General features: G+C 65.9%; 14 protein-coding genes. 2 read left to right on the top strand and 12 right to left on the bottom strand.

Going from position 1 to position 16,008, the window contains the following annotated elements:
• Positions 1 to 43: 43 nt before the first annotated feature.
• Together QAZ22_RS26505 and QAZ22_RS26500 are read right to left on the bottom strand one after the other, a co-directional pair.
• Positions 44 to 2,266, bottom strand: a complete 2,223-nt coding sequence (locus QAZ22_RS26505; protein WP_278203687.1) for an AMP-binding protein — start codon at positions 2,264 to 2,266, stop codon at positions 44 to 46.
• Between the two features lie 304 nt (positions 2,267 to 2,570).
• Complete coding sequence (locus tag QAZ22_RS26500; protein ID WP_278203685.1) at positions 2,571 to 2,978, bottom strand: 4-oxalocrotonate tautomerase family protein; 408 nt, start codon at positions 2,976 to 2,978, stop codon at positions 2,571 to 2,573.
• Between the two features lie 111 nt (positions 2,979 to 3,089).
• Here QAZ22_RS26500 and QAZ22_RS26495 point away from each other — a divergent pair, with 111 nt between their 5' ends.
• Complete coding sequence (locus QAZ22_RS26495) at positions 3,090 to 3,944, top strand: LysR substrate-binding domain-containing protein (RefSeq protein WP_278203683.1); 855 nt, start codon at positions 3,090 to 3,092, stop codon at positions 3,942 to 3,944.
• A 151-nt stretch (positions 3,945 to 4,095) separates the two neighbouring features.
• On the opposite strand, the gene QAZ22_RS26490 is transcribed toward QAZ22_RS26495, so the two are convergent.
• The 4 genes from QAZ22_RS26490 to QAZ22_RS26475 all read right to left on the bottom strand — a co-directional run bounded on the left by QAZ22_RS26490 (position 4,096) and on the right by QAZ22_RS26475 (position 8,459).
• Positions 4,096 to 4,998, bottom strand: a complete 903-nt coding sequence (locus QAZ22_RS26490) for a DMT family transporter (RefSeq protein WP_278207949.1) — start codon at positions 4,996 to 4,998, stop codon at positions 4,096 to 4,098.
• Positions 4,999 to 5,062: 64 nt separating this feature from the next.
• Positions 5,063 to 5,950 (bottom strand): DMT family transporter, encoded by an 888-nt coding sequence (locus QAZ22_RS26485; protein ID WP_278203681.1) that lies wholly within the window; start codon positions 5,948 to 5,950, stop codon positions 5,063 to 5,065.
• Positions 5,951 to 6,230: 280 nt separating this feature from the next.
• On the bottom strand, positions 6,231 to 7,733 hold the full coding sequence (locus QAZ22_RS26480) for a peptidase S10 (protein ID WP_278203679.1): 1,503 nt from the start codon (positions 7,731 to 7,733) through the stop codon (positions 6,231 to 6,233).
• 228 nt (positions 7,734 to 7,961) lie between these two features.
• Positions 7,962 to 8,459 (bottom strand): VOC family protein, encoded by a 498-nt coding sequence (locus tag QAZ22_RS26475; RefSeq protein WP_278207948.1) that lies wholly within the window; start codon positions 8,457 to 8,459, stop codon positions 7,962 to 7,964.
• A gap of 187 nt (positions 8,460 to 8,646) precedes the next feature.
• Here QAZ22_RS26475 and QAZ22_RS26470 point away from each other — a divergent pair, with 187 nt between their 5' ends.
• A complete protein-coding gene (locus tag QAZ22_RS26470; protein WP_278203678.1) occupies positions 8,647 to 9,153 on the top strand; it encodes an OsmC family protein in 507 nt (168 codons plus the stop codon).
• 309 nt (positions 9,154 to 9,462) lie between these two features.
• Here the strand turns inward: QAZ22_RS26470 and QAZ22_RS26465 are convergent, their stop codons facing one another.
• From QAZ22_RS26465 to radA, 6 genes are all read right to left on the bottom strand, one after another.
• On the bottom strand, positions 9,463 to 10,566 hold the full coding sequence (locus QAZ22_RS26465) for an IS4 family transposase (protein ID WP_278203250.1): 1,104 nt from the start codon (positions 10,564 to 10,566) through the stop codon (positions 9,463 to 9,465).
• 285 nt (positions 10,567 to 10,851) lie between these two features.
• Positions 10,852 to 11,076 (bottom strand): hypothetical protein, encoded by a 225-nt coding sequence (locus tag QAZ22_RS26460; protein WP_278203676.1) that lies wholly within the window; start codon positions 11,074 to 11,076, stop codon positions 10,852 to 10,854.
• A 166-nt stretch (positions 11,077 to 11,242) separates the two neighbouring features.
• Entirely contained in the window at positions 11,243 to 11,986 is a 744-nt protein-coding gene (locus QAZ22_RS26455; protein WP_278203674.1) for an SDR family NAD(P)-dependent oxidoreductase, read from the bottom strand.
• Between the two features lie 220 nt (positions 11,987 to 12,206).
• A complete protein-coding gene (gene purF, locus QAZ22_RS26450) occupies positions 12,207 to 13,688 on the bottom strand; it encodes an amidophosphoribosyltransferase (RefSeq protein WP_278203673.1) in 1,482 nt (493 codons plus the stop codon).
• Between the two features lie 108 nt (positions 13,689 to 13,796).
• Complete coding sequence (locus tag QAZ22_RS26445; protein WP_278203671.1) at positions 13,797 to 14,480, bottom strand: CvpA family protein; 684 nt, start codon at positions 14,478 to 14,480, stop codon at positions 13,797 to 13,799.
• Between the two features lie 27 nt (positions 14,481 to 14,507).
• Complete coding sequence (radA, locus tag QAZ22_RS26440) at positions 14,508 to 15,926, bottom strand: DNA repair protein RadA (protein WP_278203670.1); 1,419 nt, start codon at positions 15,924 to 15,926, stop codon at positions 14,508 to 14,510.
• Positions 15,927 to 16,008: the final 82 nt, after the last annotated feature.

The following is a 16,008-nucleotide window of genomic DNA, read 5'->3' as shown; positions in this document are numbered from 1 at the left end:
GCGTCGCTGCGCTCCTTGCTTCGCCTTAGGATGACGAACCAACCTACGCCGCCACACCCAACCCCAGCCGGTCGATCGCCAGCTTGCGCGCCGAAACATAATCCGTCTTGCCGGAACCCAGCACCGGGATTTCTTCCACCTTGATGATGTCGTTCGGCACCATCAGCTCCGCCGCGCCCGCCTTCTTGCCGAACTGACGCAGCTCCTCCGCGCTGGCGTCATCGGCCGTGGTGACCAGCACGATGCGTTCGCCGCGCCGCTTGTCGGGCACCGCCACCGCCGCGTGGCGCTCCTCAGGCCACAGCGACTGCACCAGCATCTCGACGGCGCCCAGCGACACCATCTCGCCGGCGATCTTGGCGAAGCGCTTTGCCCGCCCGCGAATGGTGATGAAGCCGTCGCGGTCGACCGAGACGATGTCGCCGGTGTCGTGCCAGCCTTCGAGTGGTTGTAATTCGCCGGGGCGGTCGGCGGTCATGTAACCCATCATCATGTTCGGCCCGTCGAGCCACAGCCGGCCGGCGTCGCTGATGCCCTCGACCGGCTCGAGCTTCATGCGGATCGCCGGCAGCAGCCGCCCGACCGTGCCGTCGCGATTGTGTATAGCGGTGTTCACCGCCACAACAGGCGCCGCCTCGGTCAGCCCGAAGCCTTCGATGATCGAAGCCTGGAAGCGGTCGCGGTAGACGCGCCTCGTCTCCGGCTTCACCGCCTCGGCGCCGGCCACCACGAAGCGCAGGCTGGAGAAGTCGCCGTCCTTGGCGGTGCGGGCATAGTTGGCAAGGAAAGTGTCGGTGCCGAACATGACGGTCGGCTTCACCTTGCGCGCGATCTCCGGAATGATCTTGTAGTGCAGCGGCGAGGGATAGAGGAACAGCTTCACCCCGGTCACCAGCGGCAGGATCGTGCCGCCGGTCAGCCCGAAGGAGTGGAACACCGGCAGCACGTTGAGCAGGATGTCGGACGGCGAGATCGTGACGCGCGCCTCGGCCTGCATGGCGTTGGCGTAAAGATTGCGGTGCGACAGCACCACCGCCTTCGGCGTGCCTTCCGAGCCCGAGGTGAACAGGATCACGGCCGGTTTCGACGCCTGCTGCCGCTGCAGCGGGACGCGCCAGAACAGCGCCGCCGCGACCTTGTCCAATGTCGTCACGCTTTCGCGCACGTCCTCGAGCCAGAGCATCTTCGCGCCGCCCGCCTCTGCGGCGGCGATGATGTCGTCGATGCCGGCCTTTTCGATGAACGCGCGTGACGAGACCACGGTACGGATCACCGCGGTGCGGATCGCCGCCGTCACGCTCGCCGGGCCGGCGGTGTAGTTGATCATCGCGGCGACTCTGGCTGCCGATACCAAACCGACGAAGGACAGCACAACGCCATTGGCGTTGGGCAAGAGCAGGCCGACCGCCTCGCCGGGCGCCGTCACCGCCTCGAAGCGGCGGCCGAGCACACGCGCGCCGATGAACATCTTGCGATAGCTGAGCGCGCCCGAGATGACGTCCTCGATGATCGGATGCGAAGCGCCGACGCGATCCGCCGCATCGCGCATGCCGAGGAACAAGCCGCGGTCGAGATTGGTGCCGTAGAGCCGCGCTTCGGCGAAACGGTCGAACAGCGCGTTGGTGTTGGAGGCCATGTCGGGATTGCGGGCCACCAGCTCGGCGATGGTCATCGGTTCCAGCACGCTGAGCGACAGGCGCGGGAACCAGTGGCGCGGCGCCTTGTCCTTCGGCGTCAGCGACACAGGCAGATCGCGCGAACCGGCGACGAAGATCGGCACGATGCGGGCGTCCGCCTGCATGGCGATGCGGGTGATGGCGCGGAACAGCCGGAACGACTTGGTGTCGGGCTCGACCGTGTCTGGCAGATAGACGGCAAGCCGGCCCTTGCCTTTGAGCACGCGCACCAGCCGGCGGCTGACGAAGACATGCTCGGCGTTGAAGGCGATGGTGCGGCCAAGCTCGCGCCACGGCTCCAGCCATGGCGAGCGCGCCGAGGCATCGTCCAGAATGTGCAGCGCGTCGTCCGGAAGCAGCGACAGCATCAGCGCCGGCTCGATCCGTGACTGGTGCGAGACGACATAGATGACCGGCGTCCGCGCATTGCGGGCGATGCGGATGCGATCGTCGGCAATGCGATAAGCAAGCTTGAACGGCACGTAGAGCAGCGCCTGGGTGAAGCGCAGGTCGAGCCGGAACGTCTCGATCACGCCGATCAAAAGCCAGGCGAAGACAAGGCCGGCAAGCAGCGCCAATGTCAGGATCATGCCGCTCTCTCCCAACGTCCTCCAGGGCGCGGCTCTTGGCGACCGCTTCGACGACAGAGGGTAGCGGAAGTGGGGGGAAGGTCAATGTGGAGGTGGCGCGGCGTCCCCTTCTCCCCTTGTGGGAGAAGGTGGATCGGCGCGCAGCGCCGAGACGGATGAGGGGTCTTGGAAGGAATGAGGCGTCGGAAAGTTCAATGCTTTTAGGTATTTAAACTTGCGACGTCTCACTCCGTCCAACACCCCTCATCCGACCGAGCTTCGCTCGGCCACCTTCTCCCACAGGGGGAGAAGGGGAGCGCCGGCGCTACGCCGCCTTCAGCCTCGCGCTGATGAACCGGAACTCTTGGCTCTTGCCGCCGAAGCCGTAGCCCGCCGCCGGCACCTCGTGCACCAGCGCGTAGCTTTCCTCATGCACGCCGCCGAGCAGGCGGCCGAAGGCGTCGAAGACCGCCTTGAGATAGGCTTCGAGCTCCAGCTTGGTGTTGGTGCCGTCTACCACTTTTATGTCGAGCCAGAAGCTGTTGGCCCCATGCTCGGCCAGCGACCTGCCGCCGGCGAACCAGTGCTGCGGATCGATGTAGTTCACCGCGACCGCAGTGATGGTCGGGTCCTTGCGCAGATGCGTGGCCGTAATCCCGGTGATGTCCTTCGCGATTGCGGCGGAAAGCTTTGCGTCCGGCTTGCCGGTGACGCTGACATTGATGATCGGCATTTTTCTCTCCTTCGGATTTTGGCGTCGCGCATTCGATGGAAGGACCATGCCACTATCTACGTATCAACAAAATCGAATTGTTTTGGATATATACTTCGGTAATATCGAAGTATGGAAACGCTCGATCCCGATCTGCTCAAAACCTTCCTCGCCTTCGTCGATGGCGGCTCGCTGGCCAGGGCGGCGTCCGCTGTCGGCCGTTCGCCGTCCGCGGTGACGGCGCAGATGCAGCGACTGGAAGAAATCGTCGGCGAGCCGCTGCTCGTCGTGCAGGGCAGGGGGCGCGGCCTGACGCCGGCCGGCGAAGACCTTGTCGGCCATGCGCGGCGTATCCTTGCCGTCCACACCGAGGCCTGGCTGGCGCTGAAAGGGGCGCGAGCCGGCGGCCGCATCGCCATCGGCACGACGCAGGACTTTGCCGATCACGGCTTGCCGGAGCTGCTCAGGGCCTTTGCCGCCAGCCACCCGCGGGTCAGGATCGAGCTGCGCGTCGGCCGCTCCCTGGAGCTCGGGTCGGCGTTGCAGGCAGGCCAGCTCGACCTCGGGATCACCATGCGCCATGCCCCATCGCCGGATGAAGTTGCGTTGATCAGCGAGCCGATGCTGTGGCTCTGCTCGGAAAAAGGCTTGGCGACGCGGCAGGAGGCGGTGCCGCTGGCGCTGCTCGACCCGTATTGCGGCTTCAGGGAGGCCGCGCTCAATACGCTCGACGCCGCCCACCGGCGCTATCGCATCGCCGCCGGCAGCGCCAGCCTTGCCGGCCTGCGCACCGCGGTCAATGCCGGCGTCGCGCTGACCCTGCGCACACAGCGCTTTGCCCATTCTGGCATCGTCGAGGCGCCGCGCGAGCTCGGCCTGCCGCCGGTGCCGGTCGCCAGCTTCGCCATCCGGCTCGGCCGGGAGGCCGACCGGCCGGCGCGCGATCTGGCCGAGCTTCTCGCCGGCGGCCTGGCATTGCCGGCCTGAAGGCGCTTGCGCTTTCCAAAGAAAAAGCCGACCTTTTTGCGGGTCGGCTTCTAGTCGGACGGGTCGAGGGGTTTGGGGGGACTTGGGGGGTGACCCGTCGATCTAACAATGCCTGAGTCTGATGATGGTTCCGTGACCGCGAAAATAATTTTTAGGAACGCGCCGATTTCGCCTTCATCCAGTCGCGCCCGGCATGCGCGAAGATAGCGCAAAGCACGATGGCGCCGCCGATGATGCTGGCGATCGGCGGGATTTCGCCGAGGAACAGCAAGGCGAAGAGGATGGCGAAGGGTACCTCCGCCGAGCCGAGCAGGCCGGCTTCGGCGGCGGGGATGAGCCGCGAGCCTTCCGTCCACAGGATCGAGGCCAACGCGAAGGAGCAGCCGAAGGTGGCGAGCAGCACCACGTCGCGGGTCGACACGGCAAGCGGATCGGTGACGAACCAGCCGAGCACGAAGAGCAGGAAGGCGGACACCGCGCCGGCCCAGACGACGGGCGTATCGCGGAAGGCGCGCACCATGATCATGTAAAGCGCGCTGCCGGTGGTCATCAAAAGCGCCAGCCCGTCGCCGAACAGATGGCCGCTGCCGAGGCCGCCGCCCACCATGATGGCGACGCCGCAGAGCGACACGGCCGCCGCCAGCATCGTCTGCAGCCGGAATTTTTCCCGCACCAGCAGGAAAGAAAGCAGTGCCGCGATGAAGGGCGAGGTCGCATAGATGACCGCCACGTTGGCGACATAGGTGAACTTGAAGGCCGAGATGAAGGCGATGCTTGCCGCGGCGCCTTCGACCGCCAGCAGCCAGCCGCGCCAGCCGAGCCGCAGACTCTCGCGCCCGCCCGAGCGGCGCCGCCGCCACAGCACATAAAGGGTGATCAGGATCGAGCCGAAGAAACCGCGCCAGCAGGTGATGGTCAGCGGATCGGCGTGGATCGACTTGGTCAGCACGCCGGTGAGCGCGAAGGCGACGGCCGACGCCGAGACCAGCGCGATGCCGAGCGTACGCTCGGCGGCAGTATCTGCGATGCCGCCCTCGGCGAGCTTTTCCGGCATGTCGAGCGTATCCGTCATGGCACCAGACTATTTCGTTGCTGCTGACAGCTTTCTGTCATGAGCCCTAAATGCGTTTGCGGAAATGCTCGTTGACGACGATCACCAGCCCGGCGCCGATGATCAAGGCCGCGCCCATGAACACTTGCGCGCGCGGCACGTCGCCCCAGATGGCGAAACCCAGCGCGAAGGCCCAGACCAGCGAGGTGTACTCGAAAGGCGCCACGATCGACACCGGTGCCCGCTTCATGCCCTCGAAGAGCAAGTATTGCGCGACGCCGCCGAGCGCGCCGACGCTGGCGAGAAGCACGAGCTGCAGCCCGTCGGGCATGCGCCACCAGATCAGCGCCGGCACCGCCGAAAACAGCAGGAAGTAGAAATTGTTGAGCACCAGCTGGATCATGGTGCGCTCCTGCATCGCCGTCTTGCGCAGGAGCACCACGGCAATGCCCCACAAGACGGCCGCCGCCAGCACCAGCATCACCGGCATCGACAGGCCGAGACGCGTCGGGTCGCAGGCGACGAAGACGCCGGCGAAGCCGATGAACACCGCGACCCAGCGCAGCAGCGGCACGGTCTCGCCCAGGATCACCACCGACAAAACGGTGACGATGATCGGCGCGGCGTAATAGATGGTGGTGAGCTCGGCGAGCTGCAGCGAGCGCGCGGCGTCGTAGTAGCAAAGCCAGGCGGCGAGCGTGAAAGCGCTGCGCACCAGCATCGGCCGCACGATGGGCGAGCTTGCGGTGTCGGCGAACAGCTTCCGCCCGCCGATCGCGCCGCAGGCGGCAAGGATGGTGATCGAGCGGAAGAACATGATCTGCCACACCGTCATGCCGGCGACGAGCAGCTTGATCGAGGCGTCCTGCGCCGAAAACAGGAAATAGGCGCCGGCAGTGATCAGGATGCCGGCCAGCACCCTTTCGCGGCTTTCGAGGACGACGACATCGACCATGTGTATCGGTTGCTTGCACGAAGGCGGCTCCGCCCCAACGGACCGCTGCGCCAGCTATACGGGCGAAAGCAAATGCCGCGCTGCTCCAGCAGAGCGCTAGCGTTGGGGCAGGGTCCGCAGGGTAGACTGGTCAGGCGCTCAGAGACTGTTTCGAAATTCGCTCGCGCGAGTCATATGGTGGTGTTTTCGAGAACCGTAGCGCAGCGGACATTTGGTCCGTGAGCAACGGAAGCGCAAACGACATCAGATGGCCGCCGGAGTAGAATTTCCAAACAGTCTCTCACTGCGTCGCCTGGTAGAGCTCCGAGGCGGCCTCCTTCAGCGCGCGCCTTCCATCCGGCCTGAAATACATCATGTGGCCGCCCTCGACGACGTCGAGGCGGATCGGCTTTGCGTCGGTGAGCGAAGGGATCTGGTTCACCAGGTAGCGCGTGGCGAGATAGGGCGTGACGAGGTCGGTATAGCCGTTGACGATGACGACCCCGAGCGAAGGGTTGAGCGAGCGCGCCCGCTGCAGGTCGTTCATCACCCCGGCATAGCCTTGCCCCGAATTGCCGTAGTCCCAGTTGCGGCTGACTTCGCCGTTGAGCAGCCGGTAGCTGACGTCGGTGCGGTAGTTCAGTTCGTCGCGCGCATAGGCGACGAAGGCCGAGGTCAGCACCGGCACGCTGCGGTCGAGCACCGGATCGGGGCCGGCGATGTGGGCGCTTTCCGGCGCGATGTCGCTGGTCGCGACCATGGCATCGTAAGGGCTGAGCACCTTGCCCTTGGCGCGTTGGAACTCGCGGGCGAAGAGGCCGGTCGGGACGCGGGCGAAATTGCGCTGCACAAGGTCGAGCGGCAGGCCGGTGATCTCCGCCACGCGCCCGCTGGCGAGCTTTCCGCCTTGCTCCAGCCCACTGGTGAGCGCCGTCAGATAGTCGCCAAGCGCGTAGTGCTCGACCTCCGCCAGCCTGTCGCGCAACGCCTCGCCGCTGACGCCGTCGGCGCGCAGCCGGGTCGCCGCAAGCGAAGGCAGTTCCAGCGCCCAATGCAGCTGGTCGAACTGGTCCGGCCGCACCAGCATGAACTCCAGGGCCGGCGAGATCAGCACGATGCCGCTCGGGCTCAAGCCGACATCCTCCTGCAGCGTCCTGGCAAGCAGCGCTGCGCGAAAGCCGCCATAGCTCTCGCCGGCGAGGAAGAGCGGCGAAGCGGTGCGGCCGTTTTGCCCGAGATAGAGCCGAATGAAGGCGCCGACTGAGCTGGCGTCCTGGTCGACGCCCCAGAACGCTTTGGTGTCCTGGCCCGGCGCCTCGCGGCTGTAGCCGGTGCCGACCGGATCGACGAAGACGAGATCGCTCATGTCGAGCCAGCTGTCCGGATTGTCGATCAGCTTTTGCGGCGGCGGCAGGAATTCGCCGTCGGGGGCGGTCGCGAGGACGCGCGGGCCGAGCGCGCCGAGATGCAGATAGGCCGAAGCCGCGCCAGGCCCGCCGTTGAAGACGAATGTGATCGGCCGCTCCTTCGCCGGGGCGGGCGATTGCTGCGTGTAGGCGACATAGAAAATCTCGGCGGTGACCTCGCCCTTGCCGGACAGCAGCGACAGCGTGCCGGCCTTGGCCTGGTAATCGAGCTTGCGCCCGCCAAGGGTGAGCGAATGTTCGGTCACCTGCGGCGGCGGCAGAAGCGACAGCACGCCGCCGGCCGGCGCCGGCCGTTCAGGTGTTTGGGCGGCGACCGGCTGCGCGAAGGCTGTGAGCGCGAGGAGGACGAGGGAGACGAGCTTCAACTTGGACCGCATGAGACCTCCGCGCGAACGACCTCCGCAAAGGTATGGCCGGAGCGGGCGAAGTCAAAGGGGATTGCCGGCAGCTTTCGCGCCACGTTCACTCCCGAGGCGCCGGAGATTGGCGAAAGCGGGCATGACAGCTGATCTCCCCCCAAGTGGGGAGATGTCCGGTGCACTCTCCGCAGCTGCTGCGGAGGACGGGAGGCGCTATCCCGCCAGCCTTTTGGCTATTTGACGACGTTAACTTTGGCCGGCGAAGTCCGGCTCCCCAAACGCCCTCTCCAGCGCCGCGACATCGATCTTCACCATCCCGAGCATCGCCTCGGTGGCGCGTTTGGCGCGCTCGCGGTCGGGATGCGCGGCCATGTCGCCGAGGATTTTCGGCACGATCTGCCACGACAGGCCCCAGCGGTCTTTCAGCCAGCCGCATTGCTCGGGCTTGCCGCCGTCATCGAGAAAGGCGTCCCAGATCCGGTCGATCTCGGCCTGGCTCTCCAGTTCGACGAGGATCGAGAAGGAATGGTTGAACGGATCGAGCGGACCGGCTTCGAGCGCGATGAAATTCTGGTCGTCGAGCACGAATTCGATGATCTTGACGCTGCCGGCGGGGCCGCTCGGATTGTCGGCCGCCACGTCCGTCATGCGGCCGATCGCCGAATTGGGAATGGTGGAGACATAGAACTCCACCGCTTGCCGCGCGTCCTTTTCGAACCACAGATGCGAGGTCACCTTGGCCATCATGGATCTCCTTCCTGTCTGACAACGGCCGAAGGACGTTCGAGTTTCGTCCGATCCGACGGCGGCGTGCCGAATGGTGACTCGGATCGCCAGCGCCTCGTTCCTTTGCCGACAGCATACCAAGATTTGCCCATGCACCCTCGGACAATGCTATCAACCAACAAAAGACCATTGAAAGGACAGGAAGATGGACGCGACCGCACTCAAGGCCATGCAGGCGCCGCTGAAGGAGGCCTATCGCGAAGATGCCGCCAGGGCGCTGATCACGCTCAGGGCGCGAGGCAGCCTCGACGACCAGTCGATCGCCTGCAAGGTGGAGACGGGCAGGGCGCTTGCGGTTGCCGGTCTTCATCCGGCCACCGGTGGGTCGGGCCTGGAGCTCTGCTCCGGCGACATGCTGCTCGAAGCGCTGGTCGCCTGCGCCGGCGTGACGCTGAAGGCGGTGGCGACGGCGCTGGAGTTCAAGCTCGGCAACGCCACTGTCGAGGCCGAGGGCGACCTCGATTTTCGCGGCACGCTGGGCGTCGCCCGCGACGCGCCGGTCGGCTTTCGCGAGATCCGGCTGAAATTCCACCTCGATACCGACGAGCCGCAGGAGCGCATCGAGTCGCTCTTGAAGCTCACCGAGCGCTACTGCGTGGTGTTCCAGACGATCAACAGCAAGCCTGTGCTGTCGGTGAGCGCACGGCGTTGACGCACGACATTGACGCTGCTGATCTCCTCCCAAGTGGGGGAGATGCCCGGCAGGCAGAGGGGGCGCTGTCCCGCTGGCGTTTCGGCATTTGGTTCTGAGGCGCCCCATCGCTTCGTCATCCTCGGGCTTGACCCCATAGGCGCTAACTTAGCAATCGATGTGCGATGGCGCGTCGTCGTCGGGGTGGTTCGCGCAAGCGGTGGAGCAGCATGTCGAGGGAGATCAACCTGGTAGGCCCCAGTAATACAGCCATCGAGATGTTGGAGATTGCCAAGGCCACGAGACGCCAGATCGGCAGGGCGGATCGGTTCAGGCGGCCAGGGGGAGAGAGTCCGGCGCCTCGGGATCGAGGGCCGGCAGGTCATCTTCGGCCAGCAGGGCGGCCAGCAGAGCGGTGTTGATCCACAGGCGAGCCAGGTCGGGATCCTTTGCGCGGAGATCTTCCAGACCCACCAGCGACTTCATGCGTTTGAACGCCAGCTCGATCTGCCATCGCAGACGATAGGTCGAGGCGAGCCGCTCAGGCGGCCAGTCATCCGGCGGCAGCGATGTCAACAGCACCAGATAGCCGGCCATCTCGATGCCGGCCTGGCTGGGTTTGTATCTCGCCTTGGCCGCCAAACGGCGCGCCGCTCGTCTGGCCTTCTCAGCCGCCTCGGGCGGCATGGGCAGGATCACCACCCGAGCGGGTATCGCGACCCTGGACTTGCCGTCCTGGACGCCCACCGAAAGATCGAGCACGCCCTTCTTGCCCGCTTCACGGCACAGCGCCAAGCGATCCAATAGCCGGCCTTGGCCATCCAGCAGGCGTGGATAGTTTGAAGGGGCACGAACCAGAAAATCAGCCCCTGCCTCGATTACCCGAGCCAGATCGTCGGCCTTGGCGTGGGCACGGTCGGCGATCCGAAGCTCTCCGGCCCTGGCGCCGCGCGACAGCCGCTCGGCTTCATGGCGATCCGTGACCTCCACCGAACAGAGCTTCAGCGTTGCAAGATCAAACACCGTGTGCACCATCCAATAGACCCGCTTGGGACCAGGCGGCGCAACTACCGTGGCGTCCACCGCCATCATCCGCAGGCCTCCGTACAAGCCGGCGAAGGCTTCGGGGCAGCGCTCGGCAAGCAATTCCGAAACCAGGCCGCCCACCCAATCAGCACTGGCCTTCAGACGCTTCAGCATCGCCACGTCGGACATCGACGCCACTCCCCGCTGCTCGGCCCAACCAGCCAGCATCCGAAGCGAGAAGCGACCCAGCACATAGGCAAAACACAGCCGCAGCAGGTCAGCAGCGCTAGCCACCTGCCGTTTGCGCAGCAGCGCCCCAGCCTCCCGCGCGCTGGTCTCCAACTCTTCCGCCGAGCCCAATCGTCCGACCAGCTCGTCCCAATCCAACGCTTGCAGCGAATCGCTCATAGCCACGGTGAATCACTCACCACGATCACCGTCAAGCCTAAGTTAGCGCCTATGGGGCTTGACCCGAGGATCCATGCCGTGACGGTCAACGTAGAGTGCAGCAGTGCAGAATTCTGTAAGCCTTGCAACGCCTTAGCGTCACGGCATGGATCCTAGGGTCTGCGCGCATCGCTTCGCTCCTTGCTCCGCCCTAGGATGACGAAAGGAAAGGTCGGCGTTCCTTCGCGCCCCCCTCTGGCCGCTTCGTGGCCATCTCCCCCTCGAGGGGTGAGATTAATGCTCGCGCTACTGCGCGGAGGGCTCTTCGGCATCCCCCTCGTCGGAGAAGGGCGAAGCGCTCGGCACGCATTGCACGGCCCAGCCCTGCGGTGTCGGCTGCTTCTGATATTCGGCAATCGCGTTGGTGCACTGTTCGCGGGTGTCGAAGGTGCTGGGCAGCACCACCATGCCGCCTTGCGGGCCGGCGATCACCAGATACCAGACCAACGCTACGCTGGGAGTGGCAGCCATGGAAATTCCTCTTTGCTGGATGTGGGAGTCGCCTCGATCCTAGCAACTCCCCTCGGATGGCGAAAGCAGGGCGGCGGAACACGCTTCCGCCGCCGCGTTCACAGACCCGTGAAGAGGGCTTCGCCCAAGCGGCTCGTCGACCGCGACGCGTTCTTGGGCTCGAGGTCTATTCCGGCTGCCGGTAGGCGACGAACCGATTGTGCCTGGCCTGGAAGATCAGCCCGGTTTCCTTCAGCGTCGGGCTTGCCAGCGGCACGATGCGCTTGGCGATCTCGGAGGGATGCGGCAGCGTTTCGGGATCTTCGCCGGGCATGGCCTGCGCGCGCATCGCCGTACGGGTGGCGCCCGGATCGGCGGCATTGATACGGAGCGGCAGGCTTTCGGTCTCGTGCGCCCAGGAGCGCATCATCGTCTCGACCGCGGCCTTTGAAGCCGCGTAGGGGGCCCAGAAGGCGCGCGCCGAATGGGCGGAGGAGGCGGACATGATGATGGCGCGGCCGGCGTCGGAAAGCCTGAGCAGCGGGTCGACCGAACGGATCAGGCGCCAGGTCGCGGTGACGTTGATGGTCATCACCTTCTCGAAGGTCTTTGCCTCGACATGGCCGATCGGCGAGATGACGCCGAGGATGGCGGCGTTGGCCACCAAAATGTCGAGCTTGCCCCAGCGCTCATGGATCGCGCCGCCCAGCCGGTCGATGCCGGCCATGTCGGTAAGGTCGAGCGGCACCAGCGTCGCCTGTCCGCGGCCATCGGCCTTGATCGCATCGTCGAGCTCTTCCAGGCCGCCCACTGTGCGGGCAACCGCGATCACATGCGCGCCGGCGGCTGCCAGTTCCCTGGCAATGAAATAGCCGATGCCGCGCGAGGCGCCGGTGACGACCGCCACGCGGCCGGAAAGGTCGAGGGTCATGCAAAAGTTTCCGTAAGGCAGGCGCGAAACACCCCCCTCGGCCCTGCCGGGTATCTCCCCCTCAAGGCGGGAGATTGACCAGCATCGGGCCCGGCGCTCGTCCTACACCCGTCGCGATAGGTGAAAGGGGCGGCGACAGCCGATCTCCCCCCTTGAGGGGGAGATGTCCGGCAGGACAGAGGGGGGTAACTTGGCGAGGACAAATGTCAGTCCGGCAACCTTAAGCCCCGCTCGACGCCAGCAGCGACAGCGTGCGCACATTGTCGTGGCCTTCGAAGTCGAGCAGGCGGGTCGGATATTGGCCGGTGAAGCAGGCGTCGCAGAATTGCGGCTGGTCGCTGTCGCGGTGCGCTTCGCCGACGGCGCGGTAGAGCCCGTCGATCGACAGGAAGCCGAGGGAATCGACGCGGATGAACTCGGCCATCTCCTCGACCGACATGCGCGACGCCAAGAGCTTCGATTTCTCCGGCGTGTCGACGCCATAGAAGCAGGAAGCGCTGGTCGGCGGCGAGGCGATGCGCATATGCACTTCCCTGGCGCCGGCGTCGCGCACCATCTGCACGATCTTCTGGCTGGTGGTGCCGCGCACGATGGAATCATCGACCAGCACCACGCGCTTGCCCTCGATCATGCGGCGGTTGGCGTTGTGCTTGAGCTTGACGCCCATATGGCGGATGGAATCGCCCGGCTGGATGAAGGTGCGGCCGACATAGTGGTTGCGGATGATGCCGAGCTCGAAGGGAATGCCCGCGGCCTGGCTGAAGCCGATCGCGGCCGGCGTGCCGGAATCCGGCACCGGAACCACGATGTCTGCCTCGACGGGGTTTTCCTGCGCGAGTTCCGCGCCGATGCGCTTGCGCACCTCGTAGACATTGCGGCCTTCGACGGTGGAATCCGGCCGCGCGAAATAGACATATTCGAAAATGCAGAAGCGGGTCTTCTGCGGCTCGAACGGGAACAGGCTCTCGATGCCCTTGGAGGTGACGACCACCATTTCGCCGGGCTTGATGTCGCGCACGAAGCGGGCGCCGATGATATCGAGCGCGCAGGTCTCGGAAGCGAGGATCCAGGCGCCGTCGAGGTCGCCGAGCACCAGCGGCCGGATGCCCAGCGGGTCGCGGCAGCCGATCATCTTCTTGGCCGTCATCGCCACCAGCGAGAAGGCGCCCTCGACCTGGCGCACCGCATCGATGAAGCGCGAATTCAAATCGCGCTCCTTGCTGGTCGCGACCAGGTGCAAAAGCGTTTCAGTGTCGGAGGTCGAGGAGAAGATCGAGCCCTGCTTTTGCAGCGCGCGCTGCACGGTCAGCGCATTGGTGAGGTTGCCGTTATGGGCAACGGCAAGGCCGCCTTCGGCGAGTTCGGCGAAGAAGGGCTGGATGTTGCGTATGCCGGCGCCGCCGGTGGTGGCGTAGCGCGTGTGGCCGATGGCGCGGTTGCCCTGCAGGCTGTCGATGACGCGCTGCTTGGTGAAGGTGTCGCCGATCAGGCCGACATGGCGCTCGACGTGGAACTGGGTGCCGTCATAGGAGACGATGCCGGCCGCTTCCTGGCCGCGATGCTGCAGGGCATGAAGCCCGAGTGTGACGATGGCCGCGGCATCCTGCCGGCCGAAAATGCCGAACACGCCGCACTCGTCGTGGAAATGATCGTCGGCCTCGGCGGAAAGGACTTTGCCTGCATCTGCCGTTGAGTCTGCCATTGGGGGCTCAAGCTCCGCTAAAACCGCCATATAAGGCGATCGCCCGTCGAACGCAACGCACGCGATGCCGCATTCATAAAATGCCTCGGGCCAGCGCTGGCCCGAATTTCAGTTTGCCGGCGCCGGGGCCGGAGCGGGAGCCGGGGCAGGCGCCGGAGCCGGCTCGTTGTCGGCCGGCGCCTCGCCTTCGCTGTCGTCGGGTGCCGGCGCGTTGTCGTCGCCGGCGGCCGGCGGTTCTGCTGCCGGCTGGTCGTTGGTCGCCGGCGCCCCCGCCTGAGGCGTGCCCTTATGCGTGTATTTGTTGACGAGTTCCTCGGTGTTCTCGGGCAGCACGCTTTCGAGCTTGGCGCCGATCGTCTCGAGCAGTGGCCGCGACTTGGCGTTGGCGACCCAGGCGGGCGCCTTGGCGCCGGCCAGCCAGTTGAAGAACAAAAGCGCCACCGCGACGACCAGGATGCCACGCGCGGCGCCGTAGAGAAAGCCGAGCGTGCGGTCGAGCGCGCCGATGCGCGAATCGATGATCCAGTCGGCGATTTTCATCGTGATCACCGAAACGACGATCAGCGCGATGACGAAGACGATGCCGGCGGATGCGGCCATCGCAATCTTGTCGTTGTCGACATAGGGCTGAACGTAGGGCAGGACCGGCTTGTAGAAGAAGAAGGCGGCCGCCGCCGCCGCTGCCCAGGACACCACCGACAGCACCTCGCGGGAAAAGCCGCGCACCATGGCAAGCATTGCCGAGACCAGCGTGAAGCCGACGAGAATTCCGTCAAGCAGCGTAATCGGCATGTCTTTCGCCCCACATCATGAGCCGCATCACTCCCCTTCGTCGGCGCGGCTGCGTCGTGAGCCGGCTATGCGCGCCACGAGGTCGGAAAGCTCGGTGGGCTGGAAAGCGCCGGCCGCGATTCCCCCGGCCCCATTACCGCCAACGACTTCCTCGCTGCCGAGAGGCAGCACCGCGCTTCCGAAACCCAGCTTTTCGGCCTCTTTAAGGCGCTGCTGCGCATGCGCAACCGGCCTTACCGCGCCCGACAGGCTGATTTCGCCGAAATAGACGCAATCGGCGGGAAGGGCAAGACCGGTGAGCGAGGAAACAAGTGCTGCGGCGACCGCGAGATCGGCCGCCGGCTCCGAGATACGATAGCCGCCGGCGACGTTGAGATAGACATCATGCTGGCCGAAACGGACGCCGCAATGCGCTTCCAGCACCGCCAGCACCATCGAGAGCCGCGCGCCGTCCCAGCCGACGACGGCGCGGCGCGGCGTGCCGAGTGAGGAGGGCGCCACCAGCGCCTGGATCTCGACCAGCACGGGCCGCGTGCCCTCCATTCCCGCGAAAACCGCCGCACCCGGCGATTTCGCGTGACGCTCGCCGAGGAACAGCTCGGATGGATTGGAGACTTCGCGCAGGCCCTTGTCCGACATCTCGAAGACGCCGATCTCGTCGGTCGGCCCGAAGCGGTTCTTCACCGTGCGCAGGATGCGGAAGTGATGATTGCCTTCGCCCTCGAAATAGAGCACGCCGTCGACCATGTGCTCGACGACGCGAGGGCCGGCGATCTGGCCTTCCTTGGTGACATGGCCGACGAGCACGATCGCGGCCCCTGTGGATTTCGCATAGCGGATCATGGCTTGAGCGGCCGCCCGCACCTGGGTGACGGTGCCCGGCGCCGAATCGGCAAGGTCTGTCCACAGCGTCTGGATGGAATCGAGGATGACGAGGTCCGGCCGCTTGCCGTCGGCTATCGTCGCGAGGATGTCCTCGACATTGGTTTCGGCGGCGAGCTCGACCGGCGTCGAGGCGACGCCGAGGCGCTGGGCTCTCAGCCTGATCTGCGCGACCGCTTCCTCGCCCGAGACATAGACGATGCGGTGGCCTTTGGAGGCGAGCGCCGCGGCCGCCTGCGTCAGCAGCGTCGACTTGCCGATGCCGGGATCGCCGCCGACCAGAAGCGCCGAGCCGCGCACGAAGCCGCCGCCGGTGGCGCGGTCGAGCTCGCCGATGCCCGAGACGATGCGCGGCGCGTCCTCGATGTCGCCGGCGAGGCTGGTCAGCACCACGGCGCGGCCCTTGCGGGCGTTGCGGGTATTGGCCGGCCCCGAGCCGATGCCGCCGGCCGTGCCTTCCTCGACGAGCGTGTTCCACTCGCCGCAGGCATCGCATTTGCCGGCCCAGCGCTGATGCACCGAACCGCAATTCTGGCAGATGAACTGGACGCGGGGTTTGGCCACGCTGTTACCTTCCCGCCAGTTGGCGAGCGCCGCGATCCTTCGCGCCCCCCTCTGTCCTGCCGGACATCTCCCCCTCAAGGGG

The organism is Mesorhizobium sp. WSM4906, assembly GCF_029674625.1.
Lineage (GTDB): Bacteria > Pseudomonadota > Alphaproteobacteria > Rhizobiales > Rhizobiaceae > Mesorhizobium.
The sequence above is the reverse complement of the archived record's forward strand: the minus strand, read 5'-3'. Positions and strand labels throughout refer to the sequence as shown.